General features: G+C 64.0%; 21 protein-coding genes and 1 tRNA gene. 17 read left to right on the top strand and 5 right to left on the bottom strand.

Annotated features, from left to right (window positions below):
• Positions 1-2 precede the first annotated feature (2 nt).
• The 7 genes from MKP08_RS10555 (at position 3) to pth (ending at position 4,836) form a co-directional block, all read left to right on the top strand.
• Positions 3-407: a hypothetical protein gene (locus tag MKP08_RS10555; protein WP_241553791.1), complete on the top strand. Its 405-nt coding sequence runs from the start codon at positions 3-5 to the stop codon at positions 405-407.
• The gene (locus tag MKP08_RS10550; RefSeq protein ID WP_215228246.1) at positions 404-598 is read left to right on the top strand and encodes a helix-turn-helix transcriptional regulator; all 195 of its coding nucleotides are present in this window, start codon (positions 404-406) and stop codon (positions 596-598) included. The genes MKP08_RS10555 and MKP08_RS10550 overlap by 4 nt, the downstream gene beginning before the upstream one ends.
• Complete coding sequence (locus MKP08_RS10545; RefSeq protein WP_241553790.1) at positions 585-1,235, top strand: hypothetical protein; 651 nt, start codon at positions 585-587, stop codon at positions 1,233-1,235. Before MKP08_RS10550 ends, MKP08_RS10545 begins: the two co-directional genes overlap by 14 nt.
• Before the next feature lie 54 nt (positions 1,236-1,289).
• Entirely contained in the window at positions 1,290-2,231 is a 942-nt protein-coding gene (locus MKP08_RS10540) for a TraB/GumN family protein (RefSeq protein ID WP_241553789.1), read from the top strand.
• 131 nt (positions 2,232-2,362) lie between these two features.
• Positions 2,363-3,043: a 50S ribosomal protein L25/general stress protein Ctc gene (locus MKP08_RS10535; RefSeq protein WP_215228250.1), complete on the top strand. Its 681-nt coding sequence runs from the start codon at positions 2,363-2,365 to the stop codon at positions 3,041-3,043.
• A gap of 426 nt (positions 3,044-3,469) precedes the next feature.
• Positions 3,470-4,096, top strand: a complete 627-nt coding sequence (locus tag MKP08_RS10530) for a hypothetical protein (protein WP_241553788.1) — start codon at positions 3,470-3,472, stop codon at positions 4,094-4,096.
• A gap of 170 nt (positions 4,097-4,266) precedes the next feature.
• Positions 4,267-4,836 carry an aminoacyl-tRNA hydrolase gene (gene pth, locus MKP08_RS10525; protein WP_241553787.1) on the top strand — a complete coding sequence of 190 codons (570 nt, stop codon included), beginning with the start codon at positions 4,267-4,269 and terminating at the stop codon, positions 4,834-4,836.
• Here pth and MKP08_RS10520 read toward each other — a convergent pair.
• Complete coding sequence (locus MKP08_RS10520) at positions 4,833-5,075, bottom strand: hypothetical protein (protein ID WP_241553786.1); 243 nt, start codon at positions 5,073-5,075, stop codon at positions 4,833-4,835. The genes pth and MKP08_RS10520 overlap by 4 nt on opposite strands.
• Before the next feature lie 131 nt (positions 5,076-5,206).
• On the opposite strand from MKP08_RS10520, the gene ychF reads away from it, so the two are divergent.
• The 4 genes from ychF to MKP08_RS10500 are packed head-to-tail and all read left to right on the top strand — an operon-like array spanning position 5,207 to position 9,269.
• Positions 5,207-6,307: a redox-regulated ATPase YchF gene (gene ychF, locus MKP08_RS10515; RefSeq protein ID WP_241553785.1), complete on the top strand. Its 1,101-nt coding sequence runs from the start codon at positions 5,207-5,209 to the stop codon at positions 6,305-6,307.
• A gap of 43 nt (positions 6,308-6,350) precedes the next feature.
• Positions 6,351-7,907, top strand: coding sequence for an alkaline phosphatase (locus MKP08_RS10510; RefSeq protein ID WP_241553784.1), 1,557 nt, complete (start codon positions 6,351-6,353; stop codon positions 7,905-7,907).
• 56 nt (positions 7,908-7,963) lie between these two features.
• Complete coding sequence (locus tag MKP08_RS10505) at positions 7,964-8,779, top strand: DUF1206 domain-containing protein (protein WP_241553783.1); 816 nt, start codon at positions 7,964-7,966, stop codon at positions 8,777-8,779.
• A 25-nt stretch (positions 8,780-8,804) separates the two neighbouring features.
• Positions 8,805-9,269, top strand: a complete 465-nt coding sequence (locus MKP08_RS10500; RefSeq protein WP_241553782.1) for a MaoC family dehydratase — start codon at positions 8,805-8,807, stop codon at positions 9,267-9,269.
• On the opposite strand, the gene MKP08_RS10495 is transcribed toward MKP08_RS10500, so the two are convergent.
• Together MKP08_RS10495 and mutL are read right to left on the bottom strand one after the other, a co-directional pair.
• Entirely contained in the window at positions 9,266-9,745 is a 480-nt protein-coding gene (locus tag MKP08_RS10495) for a hypothetical protein (protein WP_241553781.1), read from the bottom strand. The two genes, MKP08_RS10500 and MKP08_RS10495, sit on opposite strands and share 4 nt — an antisense overlap.
• A complete protein-coding gene (mutL, locus tag MKP08_RS10490) occupies positions 9,745-11,595 on the bottom strand; it encodes a DNA mismatch repair endonuclease MutL (RefSeq protein ID WP_241553780.1) in 1,851 nt (616 codons plus the stop codon). Before mutL ends, MKP08_RS10495 begins: the two co-directional genes overlap by 1 nt.
• A gap of 195 nt (positions 11,596-11,790) precedes the next feature.
• On the opposite strand from mutL, the gene MKP08_RS10485 reads away from it, so the two are divergent.
• The 6 genes from MKP08_RS10485 to MKP08_RS10460 all read left to right on the top strand — a co-directional run bounded on the left by MKP08_RS10485 (position 11,791) and on the right by MKP08_RS10460 (position 17,674).
• The gene (locus tag MKP08_RS10485; protein WP_241553779.1) at positions 11,791-12,837 is read left to right on the top strand and encodes a rod shape-determining protein; all 1,047 of its coding nucleotides are present in this window, start codon (positions 11,791-11,793) and stop codon (positions 12,835-12,837) included.
• A 19-nt stretch (positions 12,838-12,856) separates the two neighbouring features.
• Positions 12,857-13,786, top strand: coding sequence for a rod shape-determining protein MreC (gene mreC, locus MKP08_RS10480; protein WP_241553778.1), 930 nt, complete (start codon positions 12,857-12,859; stop codon positions 13,784-13,786).
• On the top strand, positions 13,786-14,340 hold the full coding sequence (gene mreD, locus MKP08_RS10475) for a rod shape-determining protein MreD (RefSeq protein WP_241553777.1): 555 nt from the start codon (positions 13,786-13,788) through the stop codon (positions 14,338-14,340). The genes mreC and mreD overlap by 1 nt, the downstream gene beginning before the upstream one ends.
• Entirely contained in the window at positions 14,340-16,388 is a 2,049-nt protein-coding gene (gene mrdA / locus MKP08_RS10470; RefSeq protein WP_241553776.1) for a penicillin-binding protein 2, read from the top strand. Before mreD ends, mrdA begins: the two co-directional genes overlap by 1 nt.
• Positions 16,385-17,506, top strand: coding sequence for a rod shape-determining protein RodA (gene rodA / locus MKP08_RS10465; protein ID WP_241553775.1), 1,122 nt, complete (start codon positions 16,385-16,387; stop codon positions 17,504-17,506). The genes mrdA and rodA overlap by 4 nt, the downstream gene beginning before the upstream one ends.
• Before the next feature lie 92 nt (positions 17,507-17,598).
• Positions 17,599-17,674 (top strand) — tRNA-Lys (locus MKP08_RS10460).
• Positions 17,675-17,731: 57 nt separating this feature from the next.
• On the opposite strand, the gene MKP08_RS10455 is transcribed toward MKP08_RS10460, so the two are convergent.
• Both MKP08_RS10455 and MKP08_RS10450 read right to left on the bottom strand, forming a co-directional pair.
• Positions 17,732-18,799, bottom strand: a complete 1,068-nt coding sequence (locus MKP08_RS10455; RefSeq protein ID WP_241553774.1) for a tyrosine-type recombinase/integrase — start codon at positions 18,797-18,799, stop codon at positions 17,732-17,734.
• Positions 18,783-19,073, bottom strand: a complete 291-nt coding sequence (locus tag MKP08_RS10450; protein ID WP_241553773.1) for a hypothetical protein — start codon at positions 19,071-19,073, stop codon at positions 18,783-18,785. The genes MKP08_RS10455 and MKP08_RS10450 overlap by 17 nt, the downstream gene beginning before the upstream one ends.
• Between the last annotated feature and the right edge of the window lie 61 nt (positions 19,074-19,134).

The following is a 19,134-nucleotide window of genomic DNA, read 5'->3' as shown; positions in this document are numbered from 1 at the left end:
CGATGAGCTATTCCGAAAATCCCGTCACTGAGAACGAGCGGGCTACGTTGCCCTATCTCGGATGGTTCGGGCTGGCCGATGCGCTGCTTGCGCTAGCCTGTCGGCTGCTGGGTTTCGACGGCTCGTTCACCTGGCTTCTCACACTGATGGCGGGCAGCCTGCTCTTCACACAGTCCCTGAACTATCGCGCCAGGGACGAATATCTCGATGCCCTTATCCTTGCCGGTGCGCGGTGCGCCCTTGGGCTGCTGGGCACATGGGTCACGATCGTGGGGCTGATATCGCTGTTCACGCTGGAGAAGCCTTACGGGCCGCCTGTATTCCTGACCGACCAGATGACGACAGTGTGCGCAGTCATGGTGGCCTATTTCGCCGGGTTCTGCCTGAAGCGATGGCGCTCTCAATGAAGAACCAGCTGAAGGTGCTGCGCGCCATGCGCGACTGGAGCCAGGCGGAGCTGGCGCAGCAGCTCGACGTCAGCCGCCAGGCGGTCAATGCGATCGAGACGGGCAAGCACGACCCATCCCTCCCCCTCGCCTTCCGTATCGCCCGGCTGTTCGAACTGCCGATCGAGGAGATTTTCGATGACGAAGCCTGAACTTGCAGACGAACGCCCCTATCACATGGGCCGCCATTTCGCCCGCGTGATGGGGTGGAGCTTGCTGTTCAGCTTTGCGCTGATCGGCGGTGTCGCGGCCTATGCCGGTGGCCGGACCATGCTGCGGGGAGAAGTAGGGGAAGGCTTGCCATGGGTGTTGGCTGGCGTGATCTTACTGGCCCTGTTCGGTTGGCTTTCGTGGCGCTACCGCCCCGATTTCACCATGGGGGAACCGCACACGCCGCGCGGCAACAGAATGCGCTGGGCCATGGCGGGCATCGTCGCGGTAAGCGTAGCGGTTGGCATGGCGACGGCGATGGTTGCCGGTCCGGATAAACCCTACATCCTGTTCAGCAACGCACCCCTGCCCAAGACGCTCATCTGGCCTCTTCTGCTTATCTGGGTCGTCCTGTTGCCGCCGCTATTCGTATTCAGCCTTCGCAATCTCGACGATTTTGGCCGGCAGGCACATGATTTCGGGATGATGATGGGCATGCAGCTCATCGCGTTCGCCACCCCGACGTGGTGGCTCGCTTGGCGCGGCGGGCTGCTGCCCCGGCCTGACGCGATGGTCCTGTTTCTCGCCGCCCTTGCCGTCGCCAACATTGCCATCCTCTGGAAACGTGCGCGGGGATAGACCTCCGCTTCACCCATTCGCCAAACTGTTCAATTCACCACTGGAGAAAAGACCATGATTGCCAGACTGACCTGCTTCGCTTCCGCCATTGCGCTGGCCCTCGTCGCGCCGGCCCATGCGCAGGAGGCACCTGCGCAGCCGCCCGCACCGGCAGCGGCTACCGCCGCCCCTGCTGCCGAACCGAAGACGCCCGCCATCCCCGCGCTGTGGAAGGTCGCGGACGAGGACACCACGATCTATCTGTTCGGCACCATTCACATCCTGCCCGCCGGGATGGATTGGAATTCCGGCGCGGTGAAGACCGCCCTCGGCACGACGGACGAACTGGTCACCGAAATCGATATGAGCCCCGCCGCGATGGCGAAGATGGGTCAGTTGATCTCGACCATGGCGATGCTGCCCGAAGGCACCACGCTGCGCAGCCTGATGGATGCGGACCAGAAGGCCGCGTACGAGGCGGGCCTCGCCAAGATCGGCGTTCCGGCGGGCGCGCTCGATCCGTTCAAGCCGTGGTTCGCCGCGCTGCAGGTGGCCAACGCCGCTTTCATGAAGTCGGGCATGAGCCCGCAGGACGGGGTCGAGCTGAACCTGGAGAAGGCGTTGCCTGCCGATACCAAGCACAATGCGTTGGAAACCGCGGAATACCAGCTCGGCATCTTCGATTCGCTACCGCAGGACGTGCAGGTCGAATATCTGCTGGAAACGGTCGACGAGTTCGAAACCTTCGGGCCGATGCTTCAGCAGATGACCGACACCTGGGCAGCGGGCAACGTTGACGAACTGGCCGATCTGCTGAACGACACGCTGGAAGAGGATCCGGTATTGGCGCAACGCCTGCTGTACGATCGCAATGCCAATTGGGCGGATTGGATCGAGCAACGGCTCGACCAGCCCGGCACGGTCTTCATCGCCGTGGGTGCGGGGCATCTGGCGGGTGACAAGAGCGTCCAGGCCGATCTGGCCGCCGAGGGAATCGAGACGGCCCGGGTCCAGTAACCGTGCGCGTTCCGCGTTAATTCTTGCCAACGGGGCGCGCGCAACGTATGCGCGCGCCCTTCGGCAGCCATGGTCATCCCTGGAGGCGTGGCACCGATGAACCAACCAACCGCATTTCGAAAGGTAATCCGATGAGCGACGCTCTGACTTTGCCGGCCGAGACGCGCGACCGGGCAGGCAAGGGAGCCTCCCGGGCACTGCGTCGCGAAGGCCGTGTCCCCGCCGTGATCTATGGCGGCAAGGAAGAACCCACCCCCATCCATGTCGAGGAACGGCTGCTCATGCGCCAGCTCGGCACGGGCCACTTCATGAACTCGGTCGTCACGATCGAGACCGGCAGCGGCAAGGGTGTGCGCACCATTCCCAAGGACGTCGCATTCCACCCGGTTACCGACCGGCCGCTGCATGTCGACTTCTATCGCCTGGTCAAGGGCGCGAAGATCGAGGTGAACGTGCCTGTCGTGTTCCTCAACGAAGAAGCGAGCCCCGGCCTCAAGAAGGGCGGCGTGCTGAACGTCGTGCGCCACGAGCTGGAGCTGATCTGCGACGGCGAGGACATCCCCGCCGAGATCGAGATCGACGTCACCGGCAAGGATGTCGGCGATTCGATCCACATCAGCGAGGTCAAGCTGCCCGAGGGTGCCGAGAGCGCCATCACCGATCGCGACTTCACCATCGCCACGCTGGTCGCCCCGTCCGCGCTCAAGCGCGCCGAGGGCGAGGAAGGCGACGAGGTCACCGAGACCGAAGTCATCGAGCAGCACGCCGAGACGGTCGAGGGCGAAGACGACCACGTGGTCGAGGGCGAGTAAGCCACCCGATACCGTTTTCTTCGGAAACGAACAGCAGCGCCGGCTTTCCCTACGCGGAAGGCCGGCGTTTTGCTTTTTTGCGGACAGTAGAACTGTCGGCTTGGAGCGATTTTTCGAAAGGAAGCGGCCTGTGGGCTAACGACCCCATAGCGGACATGCTCCACAGCTGGCATAGCTGACAAAGTCATGCTGCAATCCATTCTCCTCGCGCTCGTTCTTGGATGGAGTGTTGTTCCTGCCACACCCGTTTTGTCGCGCGCATGTCCCACTGACACCAAGCTTGCTAACTTGCTCGCTGCCTCTGATCTCGTTCTCATCGGAAGGATGGATGTCCCAAAAGAGCGCCTCGTTTACGAAGCGCGCAAACCATCGCCAGAGTACTTGGACATTCCGACTCGGGTAGAGGTTGTAGTAAAGGGCGAGAGTTTGAGCAGTACGACCGTCCGCTTCTATCCGCGGGACGCTGCCTATAAGCCCTCAAATGAGGCGGTGCTCGGCCTTGCGGGTGAGCCGGCAATTCTTTTTCTTACGCGCGTGGATGACGGTTCGGTCGGTGTGTATTTCGCGGGCTACACCCCGGACGCGCTAAAGCCGGCAACCGACCTAACCTTGGCGACAGTGCGTGCCGAGGCGGTCCGGCAAGCGCGAATACTAGAATCCTGGCAAGGCGACACCACTCTACCGCAATACGCAAAAGTCCGCGCACTCATCGCCCGGCTTGGTCGAGTCAGAGGCGTTCAGCAGCAGCGGGTGTTTGACCGACTTGAGGAACTTGGCGAAGCAGCGGTGCCCGCCATCATCGCCCAGATGGATGATCGACGCGCGTTGCGCACGCAGGCAATATCTCTCGTGAATCGTGCTCCGGACGCTTTCGAAGGAATTCGCCACTATGGCCCGGAACAAGTTGTGGATGGCCTCGACGCAGTGCTCAATCAGATTACCGGCAAGAGCTTCGGAGACATCGTGAACGGCGGTTCGGATCGCCAACGCGCCGCAACTGTCGCAGGATGGCGTATCTACGCCGCAGATCTTCCCTGTACGGCGAGCGAGTAGCGACTATCGCATCCTCTTTGTCGAATGGCCGCTTCCCACCCATTCCAGACATCGAAGCGTGCCCACCAATGCCCGGAAAGCTGCCCTTCGTCATCATCGCTCCGCTCCCTCACACGCCACCAAGCCCCCATCACCTTCCCCCCGCCCGCGAGACGCGCTAGGCGGCGGCCATGCAAATCTGGACAGGCCTCGGAAATCCCGGACCGCAATATGCGCTCCACCGGCACAATGTCGGCTTCATGGTGTGCGACGTGGTCGCGGAGATGCACGATTTCGGCAGCGTGCAGAAGAAGTTCTCCGGCTGGGTGCAGGAGGGGCGGATCGGTACCGAGAAGGTGCTGCTGCTGAAGCCTGCGACCTTCATGAACGAGAGCGGGCGCGCCGTGGGCGAGGCGCTGCGGTTCTACAAACTGGGGCCTGAAGCGCTCACCGTATTCCACGACGAACTCGACCTTGCGCCGATGAAGGTAAAGGTGCGCACCGGCGGCGGGCTCGCCGGGCATAACGGCCTGCGCAGCATCGACCAGCATATCGGGCCGGACTTTCGCCGCGTGCGGATCGGTATCGGGCACCCGGGGCACAAGGACCGCGTGACCGGGCACGTTCTGGGCAACTACGCGAAGGCGGAGATGGACCCGCTGGCTGACATGCTCGCCGCGATCGGCGCGGAGGCCGACCGGCTTGCCGCGGGCGAGGACGAGCGCTTCATGAGCGACGTCGCCATGCGCCAGCAGGATTAGTCGTCGAGCCCGTCTATGCTCATGTTGGGGTTCTTCGGCTCCCACCCCAGCGCGCCCATGCAGCCGATGAAGAACGCGGTCTGCTTTCCTTCCTGTGCATGGTTGTCCGCCTGATCGAAGCAGGAGTTCTTCGCCTGGTTGAACGGCGTCGTCTGCCCGCCATTCCACTCGTCGCTGTCGGTGGTCTTGCAACCCGCCAGCAGGGCGAGCGCAGCGAGCGGGATGGCGATCCGGTACATCGCGCGCGACTATGCCGGACTTGGCGATCGTGACAAGCGAAAGCCGCCCGCGCGTGCGGGACTAGCCCTGCCCGCCCCGCCCCGCTAAGGCGCGCCCGACCTTTCAATTTCACGATCTACCGGAGCCGACGATGGGTTTTCGATGCGGGATCGTGGGCCTGCCCAATGTCGGCAAGTCCACGCTGTTCAATGCCTTGACCGAAACGCAGGCCGCGCAGGCGGCGAACTACCCCTTCTGCACGATCGAGCCCAATGTCGGGCAGGTCTCCGTGCCGGACGAGCGGCTGGAGAAGATCGCCAAGATCGCGGGCAGCGCGAAGGTCCTGCCGACCCAGCTCGCCTTCGTCGACATCGCCGGACTGGTCAAAGGGGCCAGTCAGGGCGAAGGGCTAGGCAACCAGTTCCTCGGCAATATCCGCGAGGTCGACGCGATCGTCCACGTCCTGCGCTGCTTCGAGGACGACGATATTCAGCATGTGTCGAACAAGGTCGATCCGATCGCCGATGCCGAGGTGGTGGAGACCGAGCTGATGCTCTCCGACCTCGAAAGCCTGGAGAAGCGCGTGCCCGCCGCGGCCAAGCGCGCGACCGGCGGCGACAAGGAAGCGAAGATCATGGCCAGCGTGCTGGGCCAGGCGCTCGACCTGCTGCGCGACGGCAAGCCCGCCCGACTGACGCAGCCCAACGACGAGGAGGAGGCGCGGTTGTTCCGACAGGCGCAGCTCCTGACCGCCAAGCCGGTGCTCTATGTCTGCAATGTGGGTGAGGAAGACGCCGCCGAAGGCAACGCCTTCTCCGCCGAAGTCTTCGCCAAGGCGGAGCGCGAAGGTGCCGAGGCGGTGGTGGTCTCCGCTGCGATCGAGGCCGAGCTGGTGGCGATGGACCCGGGCGACCGCGCCGAATACCTCGCCGAGCTGGGCCTGACGGAAAGCGGCCTCTCGCGCGTGATCCGTGCGGGCTACAAGCTCCTCTCGCTCAACACGTTCTTTACCGCGGGGCCGAAGGAAACGCGCGCCTGGACCTTTCCCGCCGGGGCGAAGGCACCGCAGGCTGCGGGCGAGATCCATACCGATTTCGAGAAGGGCTTCATCCGGGCCGAGACCATCGCCTATGACGACTACATCGCCCTGAACGGCGAAGCGGGCGCACGCGAGGCGGGCAAACTGCGGCAGGAGGGGAAGGAGTACCTGGTGCAGGACGGCGACATCATGCTGTTCAAGTTCAACGTCTGACCTTGCCACGCAACCGTCACGACCGCGTCGTAGGGGCCTGAACATGATTACACGCCGCTCGCTTATCCGCACCACCGCCGTCGGCGCCGCCGCGGCGACCCTCTCCGCTCCCGCGATCCTTTCCGCGCAAAGCTGGTTCGCGGAGTATCCGTTCAAGCTCGGCGTCGCGTCGGGCGATCCGGCCAGCGATGGTTTCGTGCTGTGGACGCGCCTCGCGCCCGATCCGTTCGGCCAGCATGCGGGCGTGCCGATGTCGGCCCTGCCGGTAGACTGGGAAGTGGCCGAAGACGACCGTTTTCGCACCATCGCGGCGAAGGGGACCGAGCTTGCCCGGCCGGAACTGGGCCACAGCGTTCATGTCGAAGTTTCCGGACTGAAGCCCGACCGCCCCTATTGGTACCGCTTCACCGTCGGTTCGGACCGGTCGCTCACCGGCCGCGCGCGGACGCTGCCCGTCGCCGGCACGCCGGTCGGCCAGCTGCGCTTCGGCGTGTGCGGGTGCCAGCATTACGAAAGCGGTTTCTATACCGCCTATCGCGACATTGCGGAGGACGATCTCGCTTTCGTCTTCCACTATGGCGATTTCATGTACGAATATGCGTACGACTACAATTACGGGCCCGACCGGCTGCCGGTGCCCAAGGTGCGCGAGCACCGGCTGCGCGAAGTCATCTCTCTAACCGATTACCGCCAGCATTATGCGCAGTACCTGCTCGATCTGGACCTGCAGGCGGCGCGCAGTTCGCAGGTGTTCCTGTCGACGTTCGACGACCACGAGGTCCAGAACAACTGGGTCGACGATTTCGCGCAGGATCCCTCGATCCCGCCGGAGGTCTTCGCGCTGCGCCGCCAGGCCGCGATGCAGGCATGGTACGAGAACATGCCCGTGCGCCGTTCGATGATCCCGCACGGCGAACTGATCCTGGCCAACCGCCGCATCGCCTTCGGCGATCTGGCGGCGATCAACCTGCTCGACACGCGCAGCTTCCGCACCAACCAGCCCTGCGACGACAAATGGGGCGTGGAGCCGTGCGAAGCCGTGTTCGACAAGAACGCGCAGGTTCTGGGCGCGGCGCAGGAGAAGTGGCTCGACGACAACCTCGGGCGCAAGGACGCGCGCTGGAACTGCATCGCGCAGCAGATCATGATGATGCCGCTCAACCGACGTACCGACGACGACCAGCCCGAACTGATGTACAATCTGGATAGCTGGGCGGGTTACGCGGCACCGCGCGAACGGCTGATGGCGCGCCTTTCGAAAGTCGACAACGCCGTCGTCCTCACCGGCGATGAGCATCAGAACTACGCCGGGCTGCTGATGTCCGGCGAGAAACCGGTCGGCGTCGAATGCGTCGTCACCTCGGTCAGCAGCGGCGGCGACGGACAGGACCAGCGGCCCGGAAGCGACCGCATTCTCGCTGAGAACCCGCAGCTCCGCTTCATCAACGACCAGCGCGGCTATGGCGTTTGCTCCGTAACGCCGGACAGCTGGCGGACGGACTTCATGGTGCTGGACCAGGTATCGACCCGCGGCGGTACGCTCAGCCGCAGGGCCAGCGCCGAGATCGCGGCAGGACCGGCGAACCTTTCCATCGTTTGATCATGGGCACGATCGGAGCCCCCGACCGTTGAGGCCGCAACGCAGGGGAGATTTTCATGGTCGATAAGTCGGAGAAGTTCAGCTGGTTGGTGCGCGTGGGCTATTTCAGCCGCGCGATCTTCTACATCATGCTCGGGTTCCTCGCGCTGACCAATGCGAACCGGATCGCGCAAGGCACCGATGGGTTGTTCCAGGCGATCGAGGAATATCCCGCGGGTGAGGCGATGCTGTGGATTATGGCGGTCGGCCTGCTCGCCTATGCGCTGTTCCGGTTCTGCTCGCCCCTGTTCGATATCGAGAACACGGGCTCCGACGCGAAGGGCTGGGCCGAACGGATCGGACATGCCGGCAGCGGCATCGGCCACCTGACGCTGGCATGGGCGGCGTTCCAGCTCGCGTCCAACGACACCTCCGGAAGTGGCGGCGAAAGCGGCGGTGGCGGGGCGGAACAGGCCGCGTCCAGCGTACTGTCCTTCGAATTCGGCGGGATCGTCCTCGGCCTCTTGGGGCTCGCCTTCTTCGCCACGAGCCTGTTCCAGTTCAAGAAGGGGCTGACCGGCGAGTTCATGAACCGCATTTCCGCCTCCGCCCCCGATTTCACCCGCTGGCTGGGCGGTGCGGGCTATTGCGCGCGCGGGGTCGTCTATGCCGTGATCGGCCTGTCGCTGGTGAAGGCTGGGTTCTTCTCCGGGGGGGCCGACCAGATCAAGACCCTGGCCGATGCGGTTGCCGCGCTTGCGAGCACCGGCGTCCTGTTCAAGCTGACGGCGGTGGGCCTGTTGCTGTTCGGCCTCTTCAGCCTCATCCTGACCCGCTATCGCATCATTCCCGAACTGGGCGAGAACGGCCGCGTACCGGCGTTCCGCGCCTGACGAAGAAATGGGCGGGAGAGCGGGTGTGACCTATTTCGAGGATATCGAGATCGGGGCACGTGCCGCCTTCGGCAGCTACGAAGTCACGCGCGAGGAAGTGATCGACTTCGCCTCGCGTTACGATCCGCAGCCGTTCCACCTCGACGAGGAAGCCGCCGCGCAGACATATTTCGGGCGGCTTTCGGCCAGCGGCTGGCACACCTGCGCCATGACCATGCGTATGATGGTCGACAACATGGGCGAGAACGCCACCGCCAGCCTCGGCTCGCCGGGGATCGACGAACTGCGCTGGTTGCGGCCCGTCTATCCCGGCGACACGCTGCGCTGCGAGAGCGAGGTGCTGGAAAAGCGGCGCAGCCGGTCTCGGCCCGAGATGGGCCTGTTTAAGTCACGGCTGAAGACGTTCAACCAGCACGATGAAGCGGTTCTGGAAATGGTGTCGAACGGGCTTATCAAGATGCGCGATCCGGCGGCACCGATGGAAGGCTAGTTCGCGCCCGGCCCCACCCCGCGACAATCCACCGTACCTTCCTTTTGATAGATCACGCGGTCGTACCCGTCGGTCACCGTCAACAGCCCGACCGGCATTCCCGCCCGCTCCTCGCGGCTCTGCATGTGCAAGGTGAACGAGGCATTCGCACCGTCGTAGTTGCTCGGCAGCCCCACGTCGGTCTGCGGCGAACCGACATCGGGAGCGAAGCGATCCATCGATCCATCGAGCTTCATGAACCCATACTGCGAACCGGCGAAGGCGATCACCGCGCCGGTTTTGGCATTTATGAAGCTACAGCCTTCGGGGTGGCTCTGCACCACCGCTTCCTCGAGCGGCTGGGGCGTGGCGGGTATGACAGCGGGGATCTGGTTCGCCTCCACCGCCGCCACCTTCGCGGCGTTGTCCTCCTCGCTTGGCTCTTCGCTGCACGCAGCCAGACCCGCGATGGCGAGCAAAGGGAAAATCCAGCGCATCAGTGCCTCCCGAAAAGTTTCTCTACATCGTCCATCGACAGCTTCACCCAGGTCGGACGACCGTGATTGCACTGGCCGGAGCGCGGGGTACGCTCCATCTCGCGCAGCAGCGCGTTCATCTCGTCGACCCGCAGCACACGGCCCGCCCGGACCGATCCGTGGCAGGCCATGGTGGCCAGCACCAGATCGAGCTTCTCGCCCAGCAGCAGTGCGCCGCGCTCGCCATCGACGCCGTGATGCGCCAGATCGTCCGCGATGTCGCGCAGCAATTTCTGCGGGTTCGATCCCGCCAGCGCATGGGGCACGCTGCGCACTAGCATCGCCCCGGGCCCGAAGCGCTCGATCGAGAGACCCAGCCCTTCGAGGCGGTCGGCGGCTTCCTCCAACCGGTCGCAATCGACCTCGTCCAGCTCGACCACGTCGGGGATCAGCAGCGCCTGGCTGCGCGCGACGGCGTCGCCCGCCCCCGCCGCGCGTAACCGCTCCAGCACCAGGCGTTCATGCGCGGCGTGCTGGTCCACCAGGACGAGACCGTCCGCCGCCTCTGCGACAATATAGGTGTTCGCCACCTGACCGCGCGCAATGCCGAGGGGGTAGTCGTTTTCCGCTTCGACCTGCTGCCCCGCCTCGATGGCGCGACCCATCGGCGCATCCACGCGCGGCTGGTCCATCACACCCGTTTCCTGGCCCCGCCATGGTGCCGCGGGCTCGGCCACGCGCGAGGCGTCGGGCGCGCTCCAGTCGCGGTTCTGGAAAATGGAGCGCAGCGCGGGTGCGGGCTCTCCCTCCCCCTCGCGCTGCCACCGGCCCATCGCGGCGGCGTCGGGCGCCTGCGCACTGCGGCGATCGCCGGAGGAGAGCGCCTGCCGTAATCCCGATACGATGAACCCGCGCACGGCCTGCGCATCGCGGAAGCGAACCTCGGTCTTGGCCGGGTGGACGTTCACATCCACATCCTCGGCCGGAAGGTCGAGGAACAAGGCCAGCACCGCGTGCCGGTCGCGCGCGAGCATGTCGGAATAGGCCCCGCGTACCGCGCCGACCAGCAGGCGGTCCTTCACCGGACGGCCGTTGACGAACAGATACTGGTGGTCCGCCACCCCGCGATTGTAGGTCGGCAGGCCCGCTACGCCGGTGAGGCGCATCGCCCCGCGCTCCATGTCGATCAGCACGCCGTTCTCGCGCAGCTCGCGCGCGACGACCTGGGCCACGCGGTCCGCCAGGCCCTGCTCCGGTTGCAACGCCAGCACGCGTCGCTCGCCATGGTCGAGCGTGAAGCCGATCTCCGGCCGCGCCATCGCCAAGCGGCGGACGACGTCAAGGCATGCGGCGGATTCGCTGCGCGGGGTGCGCAGGAACTTGCGCCGCGCGGGCACCTTGGCGAAAACCTGCTCCACCCGGGTGCGGGTGCCGGGTGGCAGCGCGGCGGGCCCGTCCTCCACCCGCTCCCCATGGTCGACCACCGTGCGCCACCCCTGCGGCGCGTCGTGCGGGCGGCTTTCCAGCGTGAAGCGGGATACGCTGGCGATGGAGGGCAAGGCCTCCCCCCGAAAGCCGAGCGTCGCGACCCGCTCGATCGCCTGCCCTTCCCCGATCAGGCTGTCGGGCAGCTTCGAGGTGGCATGCCGCTCCAGCGCGAGCGCCATCTGCGCAGGGGCCATCCCACAGCCATCGTCGGTCACCTCGATGCGGGTCAGACCCCCATCGGTCAGCGCGATCGCGATGCGGGTGGCCCCCGCGTCGACGGCATTTTCGAGCAGTTCCTTGAGCGCGGCGGCTGGGCGCTCTACCACTTCCCCCGCGGCGATGCGGTTGACCAGTGCTTCGGGCAGGCGGCGAATATCGGCCATCTCGCAAACGCTAGCGACGATATGCCGCCATTTCGAGATGAACCGCCGGTTTTATCCCGCATTTTGCGATAAAATTTTGGCCTTTTCGCGACTCGTTCGTTAAGGGGTCGCTCGGTCGCATGCCCGCGGGATCGGGCGATCAATTCAATCCATTGCCTCCCATCATCCGGCAAAGACTACGGAACGCGTACAGAAATGGGCTTTTTCAACAAACTCTTCAAATTCGGTTCGCAGAACCTGGCGATCGACCTCGGGACCGCGAACACGCTGGTCTATGTCGCCGATCAGGGCATCATCCTGAACGAACCGTCCGTGGTCGCGATCGAGACCATCGCCGGGATCAAGCGGGTGAAGGCCGTGGGCGACGATGCGAAGATGATGATGGGCAAGACGCCGGATTCGATCGAGGCCATCCGCCCTCTGCGCGACGGTGTGATCGCCGACATCGAAATCGCCGAAGAGATGATCAAGCACTTCATCCGCAAGGTGAACGGCAAGCGGACCAGCATGTTCAGCCCGCCCGAGATCGTGATCTGCGTGCCGTCGGGCTCGACCTCGGTCGAACGCCGCGCGATCCGCGACGCGGCGAGCAATGCGGGCGCCAGCCAGGTCATGCTGATCCTGGAGCCGATGGCGGCCGCGATCGGCGCCGACATGCCGGTGACGGAGCCGGTCGGCTCCATGGTAGTCGATATCGGTGGCGGCACGACGGAAGTCGCGGTCCTGTCGCTGCGTGGCCTCGCCTACACCACATCGGTGCGCACCGGCGGCGACAAGATGGACGAGGCGATCGTCTCTTACGTCCGTCGCCACCACAACCTGCTGATCGGCGAAGCCACCGCGGAGCGGATCAAGAAGGATTACGGCATCGCGGTCGCTCCCGAAGACGGCATCGGCCAGACGGTGACGATCAAGGGGCGCGACCTCGTCAACGGCGTGCCCAAGGAAATCACGATCAACCAGGGGCACATCGCCGAGGCTCTGAACGAGCCGATCGGGGCCATCGTGGAAGGCGTACGGATCGCGCTGGAAAACACCGCCCCCGAACTGGCGGCGGACATCGTCGATCAGGGCATCGTGCTCACCGGTGGCGGGGCGCTGATTTCCGGCCTTGATTCCTATCTGCGCGAAGAAACGGGCCTGCCCGTCAGCATCGCGGAAGATCCGCTGTCCTGCGTCGCGATCGGAACCGGGCGAGCGATGGAGGACCCGATCTATCGCGGCGTCCTCATGAACGCCTGACGCGTAAGGAGATAGGCACATGGCGCCTCCGAGCCGGCGCCCGGGGCATTCGCGCAAGGCGCAATACGGCCTTTTTACGGGTTACGTCATCGCGGGCATCGGCGCGCTGATCGGCGCGGCGCTGCTCGCCATTTCGCTGTTGGAACCCGCGGCCTTCGGCGGTCTGCGCGGCGTTTCGATCGACGTGACCAGCCCCGTGTCTCGCACCACGGCCCGGGCCCGCGAAGGCAGCCAGGGGCTGATCGAAACCGTGCGCGGCTATTTGCGCGCGGGCAGCCAGAACGCCGCGCTGAAGCGGGAAGTGGAACTTGCCCGCATCCGGCTCGCCGCGGCGCAGTCGCTCAAGCAGGAAAACGCCCGGCTGAAGGGACTGCTCGGCCTCGGCAACAGCGAGGTTGAGCCGGTTGCGATCACCCACATGCTCGGTTCGTCCGGGTCGAGTGCACGCCGCTTCGGCTATATCGGCGCGGGCCGCGATCGCGGGGTGACGCCGGGTATGCCCGTGCGCACTGCGCGCGGCGTGGTCGGCCGCGTGCTCGAAACCTCGTTCACAACGTCGCGCGTCCTGCTCCTGACCGACAGCCAGAGCGTGCTGCCCGTTCGCCTCGCCGACCGCGACGTCATCGCTTTCGCGCAAGGGCGCGGCGACGGACGCATCGACATTCGTCTGATCAACCTCGGCCTCAACCCACTCAAACGCGGGGATATGTTCGTGACCAGCGGCGCGGGCGGCTTCTTCCAGCCCAGCCTGCCCGTCGCACTGGTCGAACAGCTGACGGACGATGGCGCGATCGCGCGTATCGTGAGCGATCCCGCCGCCGCCGATTTCGTGGCGGTCGAACCGCTCTACCAGCCCGTGCTGACCAAGGCAGCGCGCACTCCCGTCGATCAGCCCCTGCCCGGATCGCAAACAGGCGAAGAGGGCGGCGACGCCCCATCCGCCGAGTGATGGAGCGGCTCAATCCCCGCGCCCGCCGCGATGTCTATGGCAGCCGCATCAATCGCGCCCATTCGCCCTTTTTCGCCTCGGTCGTGCCGTGGCTCACCATCATGCTCGGATCGCTGGTCACCGCGCTGCCGGTCGTCTCTGCCATTCCGCTGATGCCGCCCCTGGCGCTCTTGCTGTTGCTCGCATGGCGTTTCATCCGTCCTGGCGTGGTGCCCGTATGGGCCGGTTTTCCGCTGGGGCTATGGGACGATCTGTTCAGCGGGCAGCCGTTCGGTTCGGCAATCCTGCTCTACTCGCTCATCCTTCTCGGGATAGAGGCGCTGGAGGCGCGCTTCCCATGGCGCAGCTTCCTGCAGGACTGGTTGCTCGCCAGCGTCCTTTCCGCCGCGTACCTGTTCCTCAGCCTGATCCTGTCGGGTGCGCGGATCGACGCGGTGACGATCACCTATCTGTGGCCGCAGGCCTTGCTGTCCATCCTGAGCTATCCCATTATCGCGCGCATGGTCGCCATTTTCGACAGGATCCGCCTCGTCCGGTTCAGGGTGGAAGATTGATGTCCCTGTTCAAGGGGACGCGCTTCGTCAGCCCCACTACGCTTAGGACGAGTTTCGACCGGCGCAGCTTCGTGTTGGGCATGGGCGGCGCGAGCGTGGGCCTGCTGCTTGCCGGGCGGATGGCCTATCTATCGATCGCGGAGAACGACAAATACGCGACCGAGAGCGAGAGCAACCGCGTCAACCTGACGCTGATCCCCCCGCGGCGCGGCTGGTTCCTCGATCGCAACGGCGCCCCGCTGGCATCCAACCGCGCCGACTTCCGCGTCGACCTGATCCCCGAACGGATCCACGACAAGGAGCGGACGGTCCGTGAACTCGGCCAGTTGCTCGCGCTGCCCGAAAGCAAGCTGCGCGACCTGCGCCATGATCTCGAAAACGCGCGCGGCTACGCTCCGATCGAGGTGGCGAGCGGTATCACCTACGACCAGTTCGCATCGGTCGTGCTGCGCCAGCCCGAGCTGCCCGGCGTCGTGCCGCAGCGTGGCTTCTCGCGCTATTACCCAACCGGCCTCTCCGTCGGCCATTTGCTGGGATATGTCGGCCCGGCCAATGCCGAGGAGTACGAGGCGGACAAGAATCCGATTCTGATCACGCCGGGATACAAGATCGGCAAGGCCGAGCTGGAGAAGGAATTCGAGCAGGATCTGCGCGGTGAACCCGGAGCGCGGCGGGTCGAAGTGACGGCATCGGGGCGCATCATCCGCGATCTGTCGTCCCGTCCCGATGTCCAGGGCGATCCGGTCCGCCTGACCATCGACGGCCCGCTGCAGGATTACGCCGCACGCCGGATCGGCCTCGAATCCGGCTCGGTCGTCGTGATCGACACGCATACCGGGGATATCCTGTGCATGGCCTCCATGCCCAGCTTCGATCCCAACAGCTTCTCCGAAGGGATCGGCAGCGTCGAATACGCCATGCTGCGCGAGGACCAGCGCGTCCCCTTGCGCAACAAGGTGCTCAAGGGGCTCTACCCGCCCGGCTCCACGGTAAAGCCGATGGTGGCAATGAGTTTCCTGCGCGAGGGGCTCGAACCGGAGAGGGCCACCACCTGCAGCGGCGGTCTGCGCGTCGGCAATCGCGTGTTCCACTGCTGGAAACGCGGCGGCCATGGCCGGGTCGACATGGCGAAGGGCATCTACCAGTCTTGCGACGTGTATTTCTATCACTTCGCCCAGCAGATCGGGATGAACCCGATCGCGGCGATGGCCCGCCGGGTCGGTCTCGGCCAGGAATTCGACCTGCCGGTGACCAGCCAGTTCTATGGCACCGTCCCCGATCCCGCCTGGAAGATGAAGAAATACGGGAAGGAATGGCAGACCTACGACACGGTCAACGCGACCATCGGTCAGGGCTATATGCTGTTCAATCCGCTGCAGCTGGCGGTTTACACCGCGCGCCTCGCGTCGGGCCACCATATCGAGCCGCGCCTCATCAATAACGGCAAGAAAGTGCCCTTCGCACCGGCCGATTTCGCGCCCGAGCATGTAAAATTCGTGCGGCAGGCGATGAGCGACGTCGTCAACGGGCCGGGCACGGCGGGCCGCGCCGCGTTGCCGATCGAGGGGGTGAAACTGGCGGGCAAGACCGGCACGGCACAGGTGGTTTCGCTCAACATCTCGGACGGCAAGTCGGGCCCATGGAAATATCGCGACCATGGTCACTTCATCTGTTTCGCGCCCTTCGACAATCCGCGCTACGCCTGCGCGGTGACGATCGAGCATGGCGGAGGGTCGGGCGCGGCCTATCCGGTAGCGCGCGACGTGATGACGTTCCTGTTCGATCCCGGCAAGGCGCTCGAGGCGCTCCACGCGCTGGAGAAACAGTGGGGCGGCACTGCGGCGGAGCGCTACGCGCGCAATTACGCAAGCTACGCCTCCAATATCGGGGCCGACATTCCGCCGCCGGTCCCGCACGACGACGATATCGCCAAGCGCGTCGACGCCGAGGCACGCGCCGCCGCGCGCAATAGCGAGAAGCTGGCGCAGGACGCGGCGCAGACCCGGCCCGAGACGATCGAGGACGACGGCGGAGCCGAGCCGCGATGAACTCCATCGTCCCCACCCCCATCGCACGCCTGCCATGGCGCATGCTGTTTCCGCTGGTCGCACTGACCCTGTTCGGCGCGGCAGTGCTCTATTCCGCGGGCGGGGGACATTTCTCTCCCTATGCCAGTTCGCACCTGCTGCGCTTTGGCATATTGTTCGTCGTCGCGGCGGGGATGACGCTGTTCAACCGCGATTTCGTTCGGATGATGGCCTATCCCGCTTATGGCGGGGTGCTGCTACTGCTGCTGGCGGTGGAGACCGTGGGCGCGATCGGCGGGGGCAGTCAGCGCTGGCTCAATATCGGCCCGCTGGTGCTGCAGCCGTCCGAACTGATGAAGCCGGTGATCGTGCTCGCCCTCGCCCGCTTCTACGACACGTTGCCGACCGGGATGATCAACGGCTGGCGCGCTTTGCTCCCCGCTGCGGGCCTGATCGGCATGCCGATGCTGCTGGTGCTGGCGCAGCCGGACCTCGGCACCGCGCTCGCGATCGGGTTCGGCGGCGTGGTCATCATGTTTCTAGCCGGCCTGCCGATGCTATGGTTTGCTGGCGCCGGTATCGCCGGGGCGATCGCGGTGCCGCTCGCCTATCTCTTTGCGCTCAAGCCCTATCAACAGAAGCGGGTCACCACCTTTCTCGATCCCGAGAGCGATCCGCTCGGCACGGGCTATCACATCACCCAGTCGAAGATCGCGATCGGATCCGGCGGTTTTTCCGGCAAGGGCTTCAACGAAGGCTCGCAGAGCCATCTCAACTACCTGCCGGAACCCCACACCGATTTCGTCTTCGCGACGATGGCGGAGGAGTGGGGATTTCTGGGCGGATTGTTCGTGCTGTTCTGCTTTGCGGCGATCCTGTGGTGGGGGTTGAGCGTCGCGCGCAATGCTGAGCAGCGGTTCGACCGCTTGCTGGCGGCGGGCATGGTCGCGACGATGTTCTTCTACGCCGCCATCAATTTGATGATGGTGATGGGCTTGGCACCGGTGGTGGGCATCCCCCTTCCCTTCATGAGCCATGGGGGGTCGTCGATGATGACCAACATGATCTGTCTCGGCACACTGATGATGGTGCGCAGTTGGAGCACCTCGGGCCGGCGCGGCGCGCTCGAAGCGACCTGAATGCAATTCCCGCAAATCGAGTCTTGCATCGCCGCCCAGACTCGCTAAATGCGGCGCTCCCCGGAAACGGGCCCCTCGCAGACGCTGCGAATGGACGCATAGCTCAGTTGGTAGAGCAGCTGACTCTTAATCAGCGGGTCCTAGGTTCGAACCCTAGTGCGTCCACCATTGTTTTTCCTAGAACATATTCATTCTCCGGTTGGAGCCAGTTCGCCGGTTGGGAGCTCAGTTGGGAGTTTTCGCCCTTTTCTCCAGTTTCCTGATGGCACTTTCAGCGAGCTGCGAATCGCGGCTCAGATAGTGTGCATCCAGGATGGCGTTCACGTCCTTGAGCGAATGGCCAGTGACTGTGGCGATCTCTGGAGACGTGCATCCTGCCAATGCGAGCCTGGTGACCGCAGTGCCTCTAAGATCATGGAAGGTTACATCAGCGACGCCAGCCTTAACGCATGCTTTGCTCCAAGACGTTCTGAAACCATCCTCAGTCCAGGCCTGTCCCTTTTGCGTCCTTAGGACTGTCGATGAACTCAAATCTGAAGCGTCATTGATGTGGCTGCTCACCTTCAATTTCAGAGCATCCAGTGCACGCCGAAGTGGGGCGCCAACTGGGATGACTACGCGCCTGTTTGTTTTCTTCTGCCTGAGGCGAATGCGCCTCCCATCATAACTCGCCCATGTTAGGGCGAGTAAATCCCCTTGCCGCTGCCCGGTCCAAAGCGCCAACATGAGGGCCAGATGAAGGTGCTCAGGAGCTCGCTCGTAGAAAGCCGCTTCGTCTTGGGGTGTCCAGACGCTATCTACGCGCTCTGAGTGATATAGACGGCCCGGATTCTTACATGGGTTTGCCGGGGCATCCCCGCGATCGACGGCCCAAGAGAGAATACGCGCCAGAACGCTGAAACGATAGTCTGCCTGACGAGGATTTTTCAAACCAATCTTGTCGCGCCACTCAAGAAACTCGCCTCGGGCCTGGTCATCGCTCAGCGCGGCAAGCGGAAAGTCACCAAAATCATCTTCAATGGCGCGTATGTGACGACTGTAATCCCTCCGTGTTTTATCAGCTAATCCGAGAAAAACCGGAGACGCAAGATATTTACTCAATACGCTCTGAAGCAGTCCATCGGGTTTGACGCGGCGATTTTCCAGAGCCGAATTATAACTGTCGATGAATTCAGGCGATCCCGGAGTCCCTTTTAGTCTCGGCCCTCCCTTCCACGCGTAGTAGTATACGACTTGTGATCCATCGGCTAATCGCTTTTTGACGCGGTTAATACCTTTAAGACGAACGCGCATTTTTCTTCTCCTTCCATTCATCAAAAGGAGAAATTTCCGCCAGAGTATTTTGATCGGTTATGAGGCTGACTGAGCCATTCGAGCTAACTTCGACTCGTTGTATCTCAAGCCCGCAAGCTTGAACTGCGCGAATAGCGCGTGCCAGGTTGGCTTGACGAATTGTCGAGCTGGTTTTTGTCATTTCAGCTTCGGCCGAATTCAGGAGAACAAGAAAAAGCAGGATCAGCGTCGATCGCTTGGCCAAATGATCGTCGAACTGCTTTTTGCTTGTCAAAAGGACGCTGTCTCATTCTGACGGCGCTAGACGGTGTCCAAGGAATGCAGGCGTCACCTAC

This window comes from Erythrobacter sp. LQ02-29, assembly GCF_022576075.2.
In the GTDB taxonomy this organism is placed as follows: domain Bacteria; phylum Pseudomonadota; class Alphaproteobacteria; order Sphingomonadales; family Sphingomonadaceae; genus Alteriqipengyuania.
Note: the sequence above shows the minus strand (reverse complement) of the source record. Positions and strands in the feature narration are given on the sequence as shown.

Coding starts and splice junctions, on each gene's coding strand:
- MKP08_RS10535 (WP_215228250.1), top strand. CDS start 2,363: ATGAGCGACGCTCTGACTTTGCCGGCCGAGACGCGCGACCGGGCAGGC.
- ychF (WP_241553785.1), top strand. CDS start 5,207: ATGGGTTTTCGATGCGGGATCGTGGGCCTGCCCAATGTCGGCAAGTCC.
- MKP08_RS10545 (WP_241553790.1), top strand. CDS start 585: ATGACGAAGCCTGAACTTGCAGACGAACGCCCCTATCACATGGGCCGC.
- MKP08_RS10455 (WP_241553774.1), bottom strand. CDS start 18,799: ATGCGCGTTCGTCTTAAAGGTATTAACCGCGTCAAAAAGCGATTAGCC.
- MKP08_RS10520 (WP_241553786.1), bottom strand. CDS start 5,075: ATGTACCGGATCGCCATCCCGCTCGCTGCGCTCGCCCTGCTGGCGGGT.
- pth (WP_241553787.1), top strand. CDS start 4,267: ATGCAAATCTGGACAGGCCTCGGAAATCCCGGACCGCAATATGCGCTC.
- MKP08_RS10550 (WP_215228246.1), top strand. CDS start 404: ATGAAGAACCAGCTGAAGGTGCTGCGCGCCATGCGCGACTGGAGCCAG.
- MKP08_RS10505 (WP_241553783.1), top strand. CDS start 7,964: ATGGTCGATAAGTCGGAGAAGTTCAGCTGGTTGGTGCGCGTGGGCTAT.
- MKP08_RS10555 (WP_241553791.1), top strand. CDS start 3: ATGAGCTATTCCGAAAATCCCGTCACTGAGAACGAGCGGGCTACGTTG.
- MKP08_RS10510 (WP_241553784.1), top strand. CDS start 6,351: ATGATTACACGCCGCTCGCTTATCCGCACCACCGCCGTCGGCGCCGCC.
- MKP08_RS10485 (WP_241553779.1), top strand. CDS start 11,791: ATGGGCTTTTTCAACAAACTCTTCAAATTCGGTTCGCAGAACCTGGCG.
- mrdA (WP_241553776.1), top strand. CDS start 14,340: ATGTCCCTGTTCAAGGGGACGCGCTTCGTCAGCCCCACTACGCTTAGG.
- rodA (WP_241553775.1), top strand. CDS start 16,385: ATGAACTCCATCGTCCCCACCCCCATCGCACGCCTGCCATGGCGCATG.
- mreD (WP_241553777.1), top strand. CDS start 13,786: ATGGAGCGGCTCAATCCCCGCGCCCGCCGCGATGTCTATGGCAGCCGC.
- mreC (WP_241553778.1), top strand. CDS start 12,857: ATGGCGCCTCCGAGCCGGCGCCCGGGGCATTCGCGCAAGGCGCAATAC.
- MKP08_RS10540 (WP_241553789.1), top strand. CDS start 1,290: ATGATTGCCAGACTGACCTGCTTCGCTTCCGCCATTGCGCTGGCCCTC.
- mutL (WP_241553780.1), bottom strand. CDS start 11,595: ATGGCCGATATTCGCCGCCTGCCCGAAGCACTGGTCAACCGCATCGCC.
- MKP08_RS10495 (WP_241553781.1), bottom strand. CDS start 9,745: ATGCGCTGGATTTTCCCTTTGCTCGCCATCGCGGGTCTGGCTGCGTGC.